Genomic DNA, 14,819 nt, shown 5'->3' with positions numbered 1-14,819 from the left:
GGAAGACCCCTCGATTCTCCCCCGGCTCCGGCCCCCTGCCAACCCGGGACATGGCCGGCTTGCACCGGGGGCTTGACCTGCGTACAATCCCGCCTCTTACGCTTCACCTTTCACAACGCGTGGCAGAGTTCCGGCGAGCCGTTCGCCGCAATGAGCCCGACCTAACATAGAGTTCTTCATGAGCACTTTCACTGCCAAGAACGAGACCGTCCAGCGCGACTGGTACCTCGTCGACGCCGAGGGCAAGACCCTGGGCCGTCTCGCCACCGAGCTGGCCCGCCGTCTGCGTGGCAAGCACAAGCCGGTCTACACCCCGCACGTTGATACCGGCGACTACCTGGTCGTCATCAATGCAGAAAAGATTGCCGTCACCGGCAAGAAGCTGCAGGACAAGATGTATCACCGTTTCACTGGTTACATCGGCAACCTGAAGACCGAGTCCCTGGCCCAGGCGCTGGAGCGCCACCCGGAGCGCGTGATCGAGATCGCCGTCAAGGGCATGCTGCCGAAGGGCCCGCTGGGTCGCCAGATGTACCGCAAGCTCAAGGTCTACGCCGGCACTGAGCATCCGCACGCCGCACAGCAGCCGCAGGTTCTGGATATCTAATCATGGCTATCACTCAAAACTACGGCACTGGCCGCCGCAAGTCCTCCACCGCTCGCGTGTTCCTGCGCAAGGGTTCGGGCAACATCACCGTCAACGGTCGTCCGCTGGACGAGTTCTTTGGTCGTGAGACCGCGCGCATGATCGTGCGCCAGCCGCTCGAGCTGACCAAGAACACCGAAAGCTTTGACATCCTGGTCACCGCCGCTGGCGGCGGCACCACCGGCCAGGCCGGTGCGATCCGTCTGGGCATCGCCCGTGCTCTGGTCGAGTACGACGAAACCCTGAAGTCCGAGCTGCGCAAGGCTGGCTTCATGACCCGTGACGCCCGTGAAGTCGAGCGTAAGAAGGTTGGTCTGCACAAGGCCCGCCGCGCCACCCAGTTCTCCAAGCGCTGATCTACCGCGCCTGGTTGGGCTCCTTCGGGAGCCCGCTGGATGGGAAAGCAAAAGCCCGGCTTCGGTCGGGCTTTTGTCGTTCTGGGGGTCATCGATGTCCTGGTTGCCGGCCAGCGGCCGGCACTACCCGGGGCGTCGCATCTCGGAAGGGGTGGGGTGGTGCCGTTTCCTGCGGAGCAGGGTCCGATCCCGCGGGTGCCTCTCTGGAGAAGAGCCCCCTTGTTGTTCAAGGGGGCGCGCCGACAGGCGCAGGGATCAGGTGGAATGCGCGACCAAATTAAAAGCAAAAGGCCAGATCTTTCGATCTGGCCTTTTGCTTTTAATTTGGCTGCCCCGGATGGATTCGAACCACCGAATGCCTGAGTCAGAGTCAGGTGCCTTACCGCTTGGCGACGGGGCAAAACGTGCAACTATTTTCTCACTTTTCACACTGAAAAACAACTTGATTTTCAGTGTGGTGGCTATGGGTGGACTCGAACCACCGACCCCAGCATTATGAGTGCTGTGCTCTAACCGGCTGAGCTACATAGCCTTGGTGAGCCCGCTATTCTGCGGATGTGTATCGGCCCTGTCAACACTTTTGTGCCGTGCTTGTGGGCCGACAGAGGGCATGGGATAGTCCCGACCAGTAGATTTTCTTAGGAGTCCGCATCGTGATCGATCCGGACGGCTATCGACCGAACGTCGGCATCGTGCTGATGCGGCAGGACGGCCAGGTGTTCTGGGCACGACGCGTGCGCCGGGACGGCTGGCAGTTCCCGCAGGGTGGCATGAACACCGACGAGACGCCTGTCGAGGCCATGTATCGTGAACTGCAGGAAGAGACCGGCCTGCTGCCTGAGCACGTGGAAGTGCTCGGGGCGACGCCCGGCTGGCTGCGCTACAAGCTGCCGGCGCGGGCCATCCGCCGCAATGAACGGCAGGTCTGCATCGGGCAGAAGCAGGTCTGGTTCCTGCTGCGCCTGACCGGCGACGAATCGCATGTGCAGCTGGACCATACCGACTCGCCCGAGTTCGACCACTGGCGGTGGGTGGACTTCTGGTACCCGGTGGAGCACGTGGTGATGTTCAAGCGTGGCGTCTATGCGCGCGCGCTGCGACACCTGGCGCCGTTGGCGCGTGGGGTGGCCGGGCAGGGCGTCAGCGCCATGCCCAAGAGTGCCGCCGAGGCCTGGATGCCGGGCCACGCGGCCGGCCATGACAGGCCCCGGAAGCGCACGCCCAAGCGCGGCGGCTACTGGCCGCGCAAGGCCAAGGGGGAGTCCGGGGCGGTTTGAATGGGAGGCCACGCAGGCTGCGGGCCGATCCGTCACAACGCGTCCCCGCCGGCTGTTTCCAGCAGGACCGGGCTGTCCGGCGGGCCGGCCAATCCGACTGTGAACGGTATCGAGAATGGTTCAGGTCTCTGATTGACAACCATTCTCGTTTCCATTGGAATAGGCAACAGGCCGCTTCTGGCCTGCCAGCCCGGTTCCCGCCTGTGTACGTCTGCATCTGCAACGGAGTCACCGACCACCAGATCCGCGAAGCCGCCCACCATGGTGTCAGCACGGTGGCCGAACTGACCATGCGTACCGGTTGCGGTGCCACCTGCGGTTCCTGCCTGGACATGGCCGGCGACCTGCTGGCCAAGGCACGCGCGACGCACGATCTGCCGCTGCCGGTATTGGGCCTGGCCCAGGTTGCCTGATCGTTTCCTCGCGGCCTGTTGACGCCGCGCTTTCGCGTCCTTCACCTGCAACCGCGCAGGCCAATGCGCACGATTCGCGTTCCTTCACCACCGCACGCAAGGCGTTACAGTGCCTGCGTTTTCAGCGTGCAGGAGCATCCCCATGAAGGGCGACACCAAGGTCATCGAATTCCTCAACAAGGTCCTCTACAACGAGCTGACCGCGATCAACCAGTACTTCCTGCACGCCAAGATGCTGAAGAACTGGGGCATCAAGGAGCTGGCCGAACACGAGTACAAGGAATCGATCGACGAGATGAAGCATGCCGACATGCTCGCCGACCGCATCCTGTTCCTCGAAGGCCTGCCGAACTTCCAGGCGCTCGGGAAGCTGCGCATCGGCGAGAACCCGACTGAAATCCTGCAGTGCGACCTGTCGCTGGAACGCGATGGCGTGGTCACCCTGCGCGAGGCGGTGGCCTATTCCGATTCGGTTGGCGACTATGTCAGCCGCCAGCTGTTCGTGAAGATCCTCGACTCGGAGGAAGAGCACATCGACTGGCTGGAAACCCAGCTCGACCTGATCGAGCGCATCGGCGAGCCGAAGTACCTGCTGAGCAAGCTGGAAGAGTGAATCAGCGGTCCTGGCCGGCGCGATGCTGTGCCAGGTAGCCCGTCAGTGCAACGCGCGCCCGGGCGAATTCCGCAACCAGCAGCGCCACCGCGACTGCGGGGCGCTGCAGGCTGCCACTACGGGCCTCGTGCTCGATCCGCTGCGCGATCGCCGACAGCGACAATGCCCCCACGTTCGCGCTTGATGATTTCAGGCTGTGCGCGACGGCCTGCATGCGCGGTTCATCGCTGTTCCGCGCGGCCAGCTGCAACTGCTGCACCATCGCCGGCGCATCTTCAAGAAATACCATGACGATCTGGGTGGCAGCATCGCCGATCACCGCGTGCAGTTCATCCAGTACATCGCGGTCGAGCACCGGTTGTGCTGCTGGCGCCACCTGCTTTTCCGGATTCGGTAGAGCCGAGCCATGCTCGGCTGATGGCGTGCGACTGCAATTGGCCGTCAGCCGAGCATCACCCGGCTCTACAGAAGGCCGTGCAGGTGCTGCGGCTTTACCGCCACCCCAGCGCTGCAGCAGCGCATGCAGCGTGGCGCGTGCGATCGGCTTGGACAGGTAATCGTCCATGCCAGCCTGCAGGCAGCGCTCGCGGTCGCCGGCCATCGCATTGGCGGTCATCGCGATGATCGGCAATCGCGCATGCCCGGTTTCCGCTTCTTCGGCGCGCCAGCGGCGCGTGGCGGCGTAGCCGTCCAGCACTGGCATCTGGCAATCCATCAGCACGATGTCCAGCCCGCCTTCGCGGAGGGCGGCCAGGGCCTGTTCGCCATCGGCGACGTTGCGCACCTCGCACTGGAACACCCGCAGCAGCTGCTCGGCCACCATCCTGTTCACCGTATTGTCCTCCACCACCAGCACGCGCAGATGCAGCGGCGGCAGCGTGGCAGCCGGTTGCTCGTGTTCCGCGCTGGCCAGCAGCGCAGCGGGGCGGGCAGAGGCGACCGGTGCTGCCAGCAGTGCATGCAGGGCGGCGTCGTCGAAGTGGGAGGGCAGCTGGCGCTGGCGGGGGCGTTGCGCAATCGCATCCTCCTGCAGCCACAGTACCTGCAGTGCATCGTCGTCGCCGCGTTCCCCCAGTGCGAGCTGCAGCGTGGCCTCGCCGTTGCGGCGTGCGCGCGCATCGACCAGCAGCCAGGCGGGTGCCGGTTTTCCGGGCCGCGCGGGAGCGCGCAGGCGCTCGACCACGCTGTCCAGTTGCGCCAGCACCTCCACCTGCAGTCCATGGTGGGCAGCGATGCGCTCGATGCGTGCCTGCAGCGTTGCATCGGCACTGAACAGCAGCAGCGGTGCCGGCGCGCGCGTCATCGCCGGCAGGTCGCCAGGAACCTTCAGCAGCGGGATCTCGAACCAGAACGTAGCACCCTGGCCGGGCGTGGACTGCACACCAATACGCCCATGCATCAGGTCGATGATGCGTTTGCAGATGGCCAGGCCCAGGCCGGTGCCGCCGTAGATGCGCGTGGTGGATGCGTCGGCCTGGCTGAAAGACTGGAACAGGCGTGCCTGCAGCGCGTCGTCGATGCCGATGCCGGTATCGATGATCTCGAAGCGCAGCTGGTGCTGCGCGGCACCTTCGCCCAGGCGCAGCACGCGCAGCTGCACCTGGCCGCGGGCGGTGAACTTGATCGCATTGGCCAGCAGGTTGCTCAGCACCTGGCGCAGGCGCACCGGGTCGCCGCGCACCGGCAGGCGCACCGATGGATCCAGCTGCAGGCCCAGTGCCAGGCCCTTGGCGTCGGCGGCGCGCTGCATCAGCTGCACCACGCCATCGAGCAGATCGCGCAGGTTGAAGCTGGTGATTTCCAGCTCCAGCGCCTGTGCTTCCAGCCGGGAGTAGTCGAGGATGTCGTCGACGATGCGCAGCAGCTGCTGCGAGCTGGCCGAGGCGGTGGCCAGCATCTGCCGCTGGTCCTCGCTCAGTGGCCCGCGTGCGATCAGCTCCAGCATCGGCAGGATGCCATTGAGCGGGGTGCGGATCTCATGGCTCATCGTGGCCAGGAACTCGCCCTTGGCCAGCACGGCCGCCTCGGCGGCCTGCTTGGCCTGCAGCAGCTGTTGTTCCAGCTGGCCCTGGCGTTCAGTGGTATGGCGTAGCTGGTCCCGTTCAGCGGCCAGCGCTCCGTGCGTGCGCTGCAGCTGCGCCAGCGCACGGTCGCGCGCGCGAAGCCGCAGGCCCAGCACCATCAGCGCGATGGTGGCCGCGGCGAGGGCAACCAGCAGCACGCCCCACAGCGGCACGTCAGAGCACCGCGTTGTGGAAGTCGAAGTTCAGGTCGCTGCCGGCCGACTGCACCATGTTGCCCTGGATGTAGTCGACGCCGCCGACCCACATCGCCGCCGCAGCCTGCGGATCCTCGATCTGCTGGCCGATGATCTGCAGCCCGGCGGCATGGGCCTGATCGATCGCCTTGCGCAGCTCCTCGCGCGTGGCCGGATTGGCATGGCTGCTGGAAAAGCGCGCAGCCATGCGCACGAACGACAGCGGCAGCTGGTTCAGCAGGGCATCGGCCTCGCCGCTGGGTTCGAACTGGCTCAGGCAGAAGCGCACCCCGGCACTGGCCATGCGCTGGCAGAACTGCTGCAGCGGCACGGTGTGGATCAGTGCGTCCGGCAGGCGCACGTCGATCACCAGTGCACTGCCCGGCAGGTCGCGCTGCTGCAGTGATTCCAGCAGCCAGTCGGCGAAGGCGTCGCGCTGCAGGGTGCGCAGCGACTGCGAGACGAACAGGTTCAGTGGCTGCGTCGCGTGGCGGTACAGGTCCAGCAGCCCCAGCGCGTGATCCATCACCTGCTGGTCGAGATCGGCAATGCGGCCTGCGGCTTCCGCTGCCGGGATCACCTGCCCGGCCGCCAGCACGGTGCCGTCGGCCTGGCGAAGGCGCAGCAGCAACTGGTACTGCGCGGTGTTGCCGCCGGCAACAGCGACGATCGGCTGATAGGCCAGTTCCAGCTGTCCTTCCAGCAGCGCCAGGTGTTCCTGTTCGGTGACTGCCTGGCGGTGCACATGGCCGGCCACCCCGGCGCTGAGCAGGCGCGCCTGCAGGGTGGTGCGCTCGACGGCTTCCAACGCACTGTTGGCATCCTCGAAGCCCGGTGACAGCGGTGCATAGCCAACTACGCCGCGCAGGTGCACGGATTCGTCGTCGCGGATCACGAAGGCACGTGCCGACAGCTGCTCGCGCAGGCTGGCAGCGATGCTTTCAAGGGCGTCCTCGTCGGCGCTGCGGGCCAGCAGCAGGAAGCTGTTGTCGTTCAGGCGTGCCAGCAGGTGCGGATGGCCGGCTTCGGCCAGGCGCTGCCCGGCCTGCACCATCAGCCGTTCAAACGCGGCATAGCCATAGCGTTCGCGCAGGCCCAGCGCGCTGGCCACTTCGATGAAGAACACGCCGCCCTGATCGCGGTGGGCGAGTGCGGTGTTGAGCTGCTGCAGCACGTGGTGGCGCGTCGGCAGGCCGGTTTCCGGATTGCTGGTGGCCGGTGCGCCGGTGGCGCCGGGCAGGGTCGCGGCCTGGGCTCGTGCGCGGCGGATGCGGTTGGCCACCGCTGCGATCAGGTGGCGGGGCCGGATCGGTTTGCTCAGGTAGTCGTCCGCGCCGCTGTCGAGGACTTCGAACTGGCGCTCCGGATCCGGATCACCGCTGAGGAACACGATCGGAAGCAGCTGCAGGCCGGGCTGCTGGCGGATCAGCGCGGTCAGGCGCATGCCGTCCAGGCCGGGCAGGTGAAGATCCATCAGGATCAGGTCGGGGCGGTGCTCCTTGATGGCCTGCAGCGCGGCATCGGCATCGTTGTGGACGATCGCCTGCATGCCGGCGCCGTGCAGCACGCTCTGCGCGAACAGGGCCTGCGCCCGATCGTCTTCAACGATCAGCACGCGGTAGGGCGAGTCCGATGGCGACGGGGCCAGATCGTTGTTGCCGGCGTCGGCCAGTGCGATCGGGCCGGGCAGCGGCGGCGGTGCGCTGTTGGCCGGCGTGGACGCATCGGCCGCGACAGGGGATGGGGTCGCCGCCATCGGTGGGTCCACGGCCGGAGGTGCCGTCTCGGGGGCCCAGCGCTGCCAATGGTCGGCCGGAGGGGTTTCAGCGCGTCCCGGGCGGGCGCCCGCGGGGGATTCGTTTGCGGCCATCGGTGCTCCTGGTGTTCGCGTCCATTATGCGACAAGCCCGGCGCTCAGCCGGTACCGGTGTGCCCTGGCGGTGCTGCCGATGCACCGCGCGCCAGCCAGCGCACGCCCTTCCACAGGGCGCGCCAGACCAGCCACACCAGCAGCGCACCGGCCAGGCTGCAGGCCAGTACCACGATCAGCGCGATCCACGGGTGTGCCAGGGCGAGGGCCAGGCCACCGATCACGACGGTGTCTTCGGCCGCAGAGGCGACCCAGTTGCTGGCCGGTTCCGGCGAGGTGTTGAGCAGGGCGCGGGTACCGGCCTTCAGGCCATGGCTGGCCAGGGCGACGCCGGCGCCGGCGGCGAGCGCACCGGTGCCCAGCTGGCCATCCGGCGACAGCGTGGCCGCCGCAAGGAATGCGCCGGCCGGTACGCGCGCGAGCGTCTGCACCAGGTCCCACACCGAATCCACGCCAGGGATCTTGTCGGCGAAGAATTCGGCCACCGCCAGCGCCGCCGAGGTGCCCAGCACCCACCAGGATTCGGTGGCCTGCAGGGCGGGGGGGAGGTCGACCCAGCCAAGCAGCCCGGCCAGGCCGACACCGAACACGGTGAGGTAGACGCGGATACCGGCCAGCCAGGCCAGCAGGATGCCGATCACGAACAGGTGGGCTTCGGTCATGGCGGTGCTCCGGCGACGGAACTGTGCAGGGGGCCACACTATCGACGATGGCGTGCCTGAACGCCACCGACCGTGGCCGGCCACTGCGCAGGAAACCCACCCGTCCTGTCATACACTAGCCCGTCGTTTGCCACAGGGGCCGTACCGGTGTCGCCCTTGCGATACCCCGGAAACCACCCATGACCAACCGTCCTCCCATGCGCGTGCAGGTCCGCCTGCCCGGCGCGCCGCAACCGCCTGCCGACCGTCGCCGCCTGCTGGTGATCGGCGGCATCTGGCTGCTCAGCCTGGTGCTGGCGGTGCTTGGCGGCTGCTGGATGGCCACCCCGCGCGATGCCCAGGGCCAGCGCCTGCAGGCCGCCGAAAAGCGTGCCGAGGCGCTGCAGGCACAGCTGACCGAGCTGCGCCAGAAGCAGGCCACGCTGGAAGCCTCTGACCGCATCAGCCGTGCCGCCAATACCGAGGTGCAGTCCTCGCTGGCAGAGCGCGATGAGGAAATCGCCGGGCTGCGCGCCGATGTTGCCTTCTATGAGCGGCTGGTCGGCTCGACCAGCCAGCGCAAGGGCCTGAACACCCATTCGATCGAGTTCAGCCCGGAAGCGGCCGGCACCTGGCAGTACACCGCCGTGCTGACCCAGAACCTCAACCGCGGGGCCATCAGCCAGGGGCAGATGCGCTTCACCGTGGAAGGCGTGAAGAACGGCAAGCTGGCCACGATCAGCTGGGATGATCTGCACCAGCGCAGCAAGGTGCCGGGACAGGACTACTCGTTCCGGTACTTCCAGCAGCTCACCGGCAGCGTGATGCTGCCGGCTGACTTCACCCCGCAACGCGTGCGGGTGACATTGGGGAGTGGTACGGGGGGTACCACCCAGGTATTCGACTGGAAACAGGCCGGTGCGCCGGCCAGCAAAGGGGAGTAGGCAGATGTTCGGAAGCAGCAAATCCAACCGTGAAGGCCAGCTGGTGGTGGATGCCCTGATCGGCAACCAGGTGGTGATCCGCGGGGATGTGGAATTCAGTGGTGGCCTGTATGTGGAAGGCCGCATCCACGGCAAGGTGATCGCCGCCGAAGGCGCCAGTGGTGCGACCCTGACGGTTGCCGAGCACGGCGTGATCGAAGGTGAGATCCGGGCCCAGGTGGTGGTCATCAGCGGCCGCCTGGACGGCGATGTACACGCCACCGAGAAGGTCGAGTTGACCCCGAGCGCACGGGTCAATGGCAACGTCCATTACCAGGTGGTGGAGATGAACGCGGGCGCGCAGCTGAACGGCCGCCTGATCCATGCCAGCGCCCCGATGGCAGCCTTGCCGGCGCCGGAAGGCGAAGACGCCCATGATGGCAAGGGCGATACCGCCGCGCGTCGCAAGCTGGCCGAGGCGATGGCTTGAAAGCCGTCGTCGGCACCCCCATGCTGGCAGCATGAGCACGCTAGTCTCCCTGCCCGGCGCCACCCCGGTTGCCGCGCCCGATTACCAATCGCTGGAGCGCCCGCTGAACTTCACCGAGTCGGCGGCCGCCAAGGTCAAATCCCTGATCCAGGAAGAGGGCAACCCCGACCTGGCCCTGCGTGTGTACATCGAGGGAGGCGGCTGTTCGGGCTTCCAGTACGGGTTCGAGTTCGACGAGAACCGTGCCGAGGATGACCTGGCGGTACAGACCAGCGGGGTGACCCTGCTGGTCGATCCGCTGAGCCTGCAGTACCTGATGGGCGCGGAGGTGGATTACACCGAGAGCCTGACCGGTGCCCAGTTCGTGATCCGCAACCCCAACGCAAAGACCACCTGCGGCTGCGGCAGCAGTTTCAGCATGTAACCAGGGCGCGGGACCTGTGTCCCGCGCGACAAGGTGTGTGGAGCAAGCTCCGGACCCACAGGCGGTTTCCGCAAAGCCTGCGGCTTGCCACCTGCATCGATTGGCGGCACGCTTGGCGGATGCCCAATACTCCTTCGCCGCTTTCCGGTTTCGCCTTCGTTGGCGAACCGTTGGAGCGCGCCGATGCCCTGCGCGAAGATGCTGATGCACTGGCGCGCCTGTGGCCGGGCGCGCGCATCCTCGTCCTCGATCACGATGGCAGCGCCTTCACCGGCGATGACGACCAGCCGCTGGCGCTGACCGGCGCCGACGTCGGCGGTGGCCCGGGCGCCGCAGTTTTCCTGGGGCTGCGCGGTGATCAGGCATGGTTCTCGGTCGAAGCCAGCAATGTCACCGTGAGCGCGCCACGCCGACTCGATCTGCGCCAGGCTGCGTTGTTGTGGCCGATGGCCGATGCCACCGCTTTCAGCTATGCCCGTGGCATGTCCTACTGGCACTCGCGCACCCGCTTCTGCGGCGTATGCGGCGGCGCGGTGGCGTTTGCCCGTGGCGGCTTCGTCGGCCGTTGTGCGCAGTGTTCCACCGAACACTATCCGCGCGTCGATCCGGCGGTGATCGTCGCCGTGGAAAACCAGGGCCGGCTGCTGCTTGGCCGGCAGTCGAACTGGGCCCCGCGCCGTTACTCGGTGCTGGCCGGCTTCGTCGAACCCGGCGAGACCTTCGAGCAGACCGTGGTGCGCGAAGTCCATGAGGAGAGCAAGGTGCGGGTGACCGCCTGCCAGTACCTCGGTTCGCAGCCGTGGCCGTTCCCCGGCGCGCTGATGGTCGGCTTCCGTGCACAGGCGCATGACGACCTGCCGACCGTGGATGGCGAGCTGGAAGACGCGCGCTGGTTCAGTGCCGACGAGGTCGGCGCCGCGTTGGCGCGCGATGTGGAGGACGACGGCCAGGGCATCCGCCTGTCGCCACCGATCTCGATTTCGCGGGGCCTGATCGAACACTGGTACCGCCAGCAGCGAGGCTGAGTCGGCGTTTCGGCCGGGCCGGTCGTGGCAGCTGTATTGCCGCCACCTGAACACGGCCCGGGTTACAGTCCGGTTCACCCGCGAGGGCACCGCTGCGACAGGTAAGGTAGCGGCGCCGAGCGTTCTGTTTCGTAGGGAGACCTGCCATGTTCACCACTCTGGCCGCCGTGCTGGTGGCGCTGGCCCTGGGCCACGTTGCCCCGGCCGCTGCCGCCTCGATGCGCCGTTTCGACGGCTTCCGGCGCTGGCTGGGCTGGCTGGACGCGCGTGGTGGCAAGGCCTGGCAGGGACCGGCTGGAGTGGCGCTGGCGCTGCTGCCGCCGTTGCTGCTGATGGGGCTGCTGGCGTGGCTGCTGCGCGGAGTGCTGTTCGGCCTGCCGTCGCTGCTGCTGGGTGTGGCCGTGCTGGCCTGGTGCTGGGGGCCGCGTGACCTGGATCGGGATATCGAAGCGATCATTGATGCGGACGACGCCGCGACGCGGCAGGCAGCCGTGCGCAACCTGCAGGCCGCCGGTGGCAGCCTGCGCGAAGACGTGCCGTCGCTGGTCGAGGCGACCGTGCTCAATGCGCTGCGTCGCTGGTTCGCGGTGCTGTTCTGGTTCCTGCTGCTGGGCCCGGCCGGTGCGCTGGGCTACCGCTTGCTGGCGTTGATGGCGGAAAGCCCGATGCGTGCACGCGTGCCGGTGGAGCCGCTGGCGCTGGCGCAGCGCCTGCTGGGCTGGATCGAGTGGCCGGTAGCGCAGCTGATGGCGTTCTCGATGGCGCTGGTCGGCAACTTCGATACGGCGTGGAAGGCCTGGCGCCAGGCCCATGGCGAACGCCTGGCCGGCTCCATCGGGTTCCTGGGCGCGGTGGCGCGGGCCAGCGTCAACGCCGAGCTGCGCGAGGACGCGCACGATTACACCGAGGCGGGGCTGTTGCCGGTGTGGCAGCGGCTGCCGGACCTGCGTGATGCGATGAGCCTGGTGTGGCGGATGCTGCTGTTGTGGCTGGCGGTGCTCGCCCTGCTGGTGATTGCAGGCTGGGTGACGTAGTTGTTTTGCAGGGCTTGCAGCCCTGCACCTGCAGAGGCAACAGCAACAGCAACAGCAATGGCTGGATTGCTGCGAATTGGCGGGGTGGGTCGGATAACGGGGGACGCCGTGAATCCGTCCATGGAGGCTTGGTCGCCGCATCCATGCGGCTCACACCCCCGCCATCCGACCCACCCCGCCTTCGACAGTTTTCCGCGCACTGACGTTCTGTAGAGCCGAGCCATGCTCGGCTCCGAGCGAGCGCAGCGAAGCGATCCGCTTCCGCTTTTGATCTTCTCTTTCTTTTCCGTGGTGGACGCACACGGAAACTGTCCGTGGCCGGGCGGGATGGGTTTGCGGGGGTGTCTGATCTGGCCCCCCGTCAGCGGACGCCAAGAAGCGATACTTTGATCGCACTTGGAGGTCCCTTATGTCCCGTATCACCCGTCGTAGCTATACCGATGAGTTCAAGCACCAAGCCGTGGAGTTGGCCGAGTCGCTCGGGCCTGCCGCAGCAGCCCGTCAGCTGGAGATGTCGGTCAAGACGCTGGCAAATTGGCTTGACGCGGTCCGTGCTGGCCGGTCTCTGACCTCTGAGGCTCGCAGGCCAACCACCGACCTGGAAAGCGAGATCAGCCGCCTTCGGGCCGAGAACGCCAATCTGAAGATGGAGCGGGAAATCCTAAAAAAAGCGGCGGCGTTCTTTGCCAGAGAGTCCAAGTGAGGTACGCCTTCGTCGCCAGTCAAAGGACTCACTACCCGACCAGGTTGTTGTGTCGGGTTCTTGGGGTTTCTGTCTCTGGATTCCATGATTACCTGCGTCGGCAATGTGCCCAAGCGTGCGATGCCGATTCGGCCCTGCGTACCGAGCTTCGGGCCATTCATGTGACCAGCAAGCGCAGTTATGGGCGACGTCGGCTGGTCAGGGCCTTACGAGCCAGGAATCATCCAGTCGGCCACAAGCGCGTGGCACGGTTAATGGCCGAGGAGCGAATCCAGGGCAAGACCAAAGGCCGATTCCGACCCAAGTCCTCCGGCGGCTCATCTCAGCTCGCCCCCAACCTGCTGGATCGGCAATTTGCCCCCGGAACCGGACCGACGGCGTGGGTCGGGGATATCACGTATGTCCCCACCCGCCAGGGATGGCTGCATCTGGCCGTGGTCATCAGCGTCCAGACCCGGCAGGTGCTGGGCTACAGCGTTTCCAAGCGTCTGACTGAAGAGCTGGTGGTGAAAGCATTTGCCAATGCCTGGGCTCTGCATCCACAACGACCCGGCCTGATCTTCCATTCAGATCGTGGTGGGCAGTACTGGGGGAACGAGTTTCGCCAGCTGCTGCAGTCCCATGACGTGGTCCAAAGCATGAGCCGGCCTGGCAATTGCTGGGACAACGCGGTGGCCGAGAGCTTCTTTGCGACGCTCAAGACAGAAGAGGCTGCCGAGCCTTACGCCAGTAGGGAACAAGCCAGCCAGTGCATCGCTGCTTACATCCACGGCTTCTACAATCCAGCCCGGCTACACTCGGCGCTGGGCTACCACTCGCCTAACAACTACGCCCGGCAGCTCCGGGCTGCCGCCTGAAACGGCTTCATGGCGTCCGTTTTCAGGGGGCCAGATCAGTCCGCGGCATGGATGCCGCGGCCAAGCCTCCACGGACGGATTCACGGCGTCCCCCGCAAACCCATCCCGCCCGGCCAACCCCAAGGCTTCTGCCTTCAAACGCCGCCCACCACGAGGGGCTGCGCCGTCGGCTGGCAACCTAGATCGGTGCCAGCGCGGTGAATGGCGCCCACGGCAGGTTGCGCAGCAGCGCATAGCCGGGAAGCACCCAGAGCCAGAACGTGGGATTGGCCAGTATCCGCATCAGCGGATCGAGCACACGTGGACGGATGCCGGCGACGTTCAGCAGCATCAGCAGCAGGAATGGCAGGCTGATGACCAGCAACGGGTTCATCCCCATCGCGCCGGGCAGGTCGAAATGGACCAGGGAGTACAGGCAGCGCGTGCTGCCGCAGCCCGGGCAGTACAGGCCGGTCAGCGCGTACAGCGGACAGCCCGGCAAGGGATTGCCGGCGGCATACGGATTGACGTTGCGCAACACCGCCGCAGCACCGGCGGCGAGGCCGGCAGAGGCCAGCAGCGGCGCCCAGCGGGCGAATCGGGAGCGGGCGGGAAGCGCGGACATGCAGCAACGGATCCGGCGCGGGCGCCGGATCCGTCCAGGGGCATCAGTAGCTGCTGCCGCCGCTCATGGCGCCCATGCCGCCCACGGCGACAATCAGGATGCCGTACAGCACGCCGACCACGACGGCCGCGATCGCCGACCAGATGGCCCACTTCTTGGCCTTCGCCGAGGATTCCTGCGCGCCGGCGATGTCGCCAGCGGCCAGCTTGCCGTTGACCTGGGCGGCGTAGACGATCGACACGATGCCGGCCGGCAGGCAGCAGAACAGGGTGCTCAGGATCGCCCAGACGAGATTGTTCGGGACCTGCGGAGTAGCGGTGTTCATGGGTTCAAGCTCCTTGATGGGTGGTAGTGGTGAATTACGTTTCGGAAAGAGCGCCCAGTACGGCCAAGCCGCCGAACAGCCCGAACCACAACAGCAACAGGACCGGGAGGGCCACGGCCGAAGCCACTGCCCACCAGCCCGCCTTGCGCGACGCGCTGTAGGCCCCCGGCAGGTCGCCCGCCGCGCGGCGGCCATCGACCTGGGAGGCATACACGATCGACACCACGCCCAGCGGCAGGCAGCAGAACAGCGTCGTCAGGATCGCCCAGACCAGATGGTTGGGGATGTAGACCGGACGGCTGAGCGGTGGTGGTTGATTCAAAGCGAGACTCCATTCCTCGGTGGCCGGCCATGGTGCATT

The 14,819-nt window shown here is 66.6% G+C and carries 18 protein-coding genes and 2 tRNA genes; 12 read left to right on the top strand and 8 right to left on the bottom strand.

Translation table 11 applies throughout. From position 1 onward, the window contains the following. Nucleotides 1-178 precede the first annotated feature (178 nt). The gene (gene rplM / locus ACEPA4_RS18330) at nt 179-607 is read left to right on the top strand and encodes a 50S ribosomal protein L13 (protein WP_005414692.1); all 429 of its coding nucleotides are present in this window, start codon (nt 179-181) and stop codon (nt 605-607) included. Between the two features lie 2 nt (nt 608-609). After that, nucleotides 610-1,002, top strand: a complete 393-nt coding sequence (gene rpsI, locus ACEPA4_RS18325; protein WP_005411311.1) for a 30S ribosomal protein S9 — start codon at nt 610-612, stop codon at nt 1,000-1,002. A gap of 325 nt (nt 1,003-1,327) precedes the next feature. Here the strand turns inward: rpsI and ACEPA4_RS18320 are convergent. Together ACEPA4_RS18320 and ACEPA4_RS18315 are read right to left on the bottom strand one after the other, a co-directional pair. Beyond that, a tRNA-Gln gene (locus ACEPA4_RS18320) sits at nt 1,328-1,402 on the bottom strand. A 55-nt stretch (nt 1,403-1,457) separates the two neighbouring features. Beyond that, nucleotides 1,458-1,534 (bottom strand) — tRNA-Met (locus ACEPA4_RS18315). Between the two features lie 121 nt (nt 1,535-1,655). On the opposite strand from ACEPA4_RS18315, the gene ACEPA4_RS18310 reads away from it, so the two are divergent. The 3 genes from ACEPA4_RS18310 (at nt 1,656) to bfr (ending at nt 3,305) form a co-directional block, all read left to right on the top strand. After that, nucleotides 1,656-2,279 carry an RNA pyrophosphohydrolase gene (locus ACEPA4_RS18310; protein ID WP_005419809.1) on the top strand — a complete coding sequence of 208 codons (624 nt, stop codon included), beginning with the start codon at nt 1,656-1,658 and terminating at the stop codon, nt 2,277-2,279. Between the two features lie 203 nt (nt 2,280-2,482). After that, nucleotides 2,483-2,692 (top strand): bacterioferritin-associated ferredoxin, encoded by a 210-nt coding sequence (locus ACEPA4_RS18305; protein ID WP_065178881.1) that lies wholly within the window; start codon nt 2,483-2,485, stop codon nt 2,690-2,692. Between the two features lie 142 nt (nt 2,693-2,834). Continuing rightward, nucleotides 2,835-3,305, top strand: coding sequence for a bacterioferritin (gene bfr / locus ACEPA4_RS18300; RefSeq protein ID WP_005419804.1), 471 nt, complete (start codon nt 2,835-2,837; stop codon nt 3,303-3,305). Between the two features lies 1 nt (nt 3,306). Here the strand turns inward: bfr and ACEPA4_RS18295 are convergent, their stop codons facing one another. Genes ACEPA4_RS18295 through ACEPA4_RS18285 form a run of 3 tightly spaced genes read right to left on the bottom strand, consistent with a single transcriptional unit; the run spans nt 3,307 to nt 8,094 of the window. Further along, complete coding sequence (locus ACEPA4_RS18295) at nt 3,307-5,541, bottom strand: ATP-binding protein (RefSeq protein ID WP_262090094.1); 2,235 nt, start codon at nt 5,539-5,541, stop codon at nt 3,307-3,309. 1 nt (nt 5,542) lies between these two features. Continuing rightward, a complete protein-coding gene (locus ACEPA4_RS18290; RefSeq protein ID WP_032954585.1) occupies nt 5,543-7,432 on the bottom strand; it encodes an EAL domain-containing protein in 1,890 nt (629 codons plus the stop codon). A gap of 44 nt (nt 7,433-7,476) precedes the next feature. Beyond that, nucleotides 7,477-8,094, bottom strand: coding sequence for a DUF4126 domain-containing protein (locus ACEPA4_RS18285; protein ID WP_005419792.1), 618 nt, complete (start codon nt 8,092-8,094; stop codon nt 7,477-7,479). A 179-nt stretch (nt 8,095-8,273) separates the two neighbouring features. On the opposite strand from ACEPA4_RS18285, the gene ACEPA4_RS18280 reads away from it, so the two are divergent. The 7 genes from ACEPA4_RS18280 to ACEPA4_RS18250 all read left to right on the top strand — a co-directional run bounded on the left by ACEPA4_RS18280 (nt 8,274) and on the right by ACEPA4_RS18250 (nt 13,529). After that, nucleotides 8,274-9,017 (top strand): DUF6776 family protein, encoded by a 744-nt coding sequence (locus ACEPA4_RS18280; protein WP_005419791.1) that lies wholly within the window; start codon nt 8,274-8,276, stop codon nt 9,015-9,017. Between the two features lie 4 nt (nt 9,018-9,021). Beyond that, nucleotides 9,022-9,486, top strand: coding sequence for a polymer-forming cytoskeletal protein (locus ACEPA4_RS18275; protein WP_053497672.1), 465 nt, complete (start codon nt 9,022-9,024; stop codon nt 9,484-9,486). A 31-nt stretch (nt 9,487-9,517) separates the two neighbouring features. After that, nucleotides 9,518-9,910 carry an iron-sulfur cluster insertion protein ErpA gene (gene erpA, locus ACEPA4_RS18270; RefSeq protein WP_005419789.1) on the top strand — a complete coding sequence of 131 codons (393 nt, stop codon included), beginning with the start codon at nt 9,518-9,520 and terminating at the stop codon, nt 9,908-9,910. 119 nt (nt 9,911-10,029) lie between these two features. After that, the gene (gene nudC, locus ACEPA4_RS18265) at nt 10,030-10,935 is read left to right on the top strand and encodes an NAD(+) diphosphatase (protein ID WP_065178883.1); all 906 of its coding nucleotides are present in this window, start codon (nt 10,030-10,032) and stop codon (nt 10,933-10,935) included. Nucleotides 10,936-11,081: 146 nt separating this feature from the next. Further along, entirely contained in the window at nt 11,082-11,969 is an 888-nt protein-coding gene (gene ampE, locus ACEPA4_RS18260) for a regulatory signaling modulator protein AmpE (protein WP_139727835.1), read from the top strand. Nucleotides 11,970-12,378: 409 nt separating this feature from the next. Further along, nucleotides 12,379-12,672: a transposase gene (locus ACEPA4_RS18255; RefSeq protein ID WP_032954795.1), complete on the top strand. Its 294-nt coding sequence runs from the start codon at nt 12,379-12,381 to the stop codon at nt 12,670-12,672. Further along, complete coding sequence (locus ACEPA4_RS18250; RefSeq protein WP_065185370.1) at nt 12,669-13,529, top strand: IS3 family transposase; 861 nt, start codon at nt 12,669-12,671, stop codon at nt 13,527-13,529. The genes ACEPA4_RS18255 and ACEPA4_RS18250 overlap by 4 nt, the downstream gene beginning before the upstream one ends. Nucleotides 13,530-13,707: 178 nt before the next feature. On the opposite strand, the gene ACEPA4_RS18245 is transcribed toward ACEPA4_RS18250, so the two are convergent. Genes ACEPA4_RS18245 through ACEPA4_RS18235 form a run of 3 tightly spaced genes read right to left on the bottom strand, consistent with a single transcriptional unit; the run spans nt 13,708 to nt 14,780 of the window. Next, nucleotides 13,708-14,133 (bottom strand): DUF2752 domain-containing protein, encoded by a 426-nt coding sequence (locus ACEPA4_RS18245; RefSeq protein WP_065198180.1) that lies wholly within the window; start codon nt 14,131-14,133, stop codon nt 13,708-13,710. A gap of 43 nt (nt 14,134-14,176) precedes the next feature. Continuing rightward, nucleotides 14,177-14,458, bottom strand: coding sequence for a CD225/dispanin family protein (locus ACEPA4_RS18240; RefSeq protein WP_065198179.1), 282 nt, complete (start codon nt 14,456-14,458; stop codon nt 14,177-14,179). Nucleotides 14,459-14,492: 34 nt separating this feature from the next. Further along, complete coding sequence (locus ACEPA4_RS18235; protein WP_065198178.1) at nt 14,493-14,780, bottom strand: CD225/dispanin family protein; 288 nt, start codon at nt 14,778-14,780, stop codon at nt 14,493-14,495. Nucleotides 14,781-14,819: the final 39 nt, after the last annotated feature.

It is taken from the genome of Stenotrophomonas sp. P2112, from assembly GCF_041897515.1.
GTDB classification, from domain to species: Bacteria; Pseudomonadota; Gammaproteobacteria; order Xanthomonadales; family Xanthomonadaceae; genus Stenotrophomonas; species Stenotrophomonas sepilia.
The sequence above is the reverse complement of the archived record's forward strand: the minus strand, read 5'-3'. Positions and strand labels throughout refer to the sequence as shown.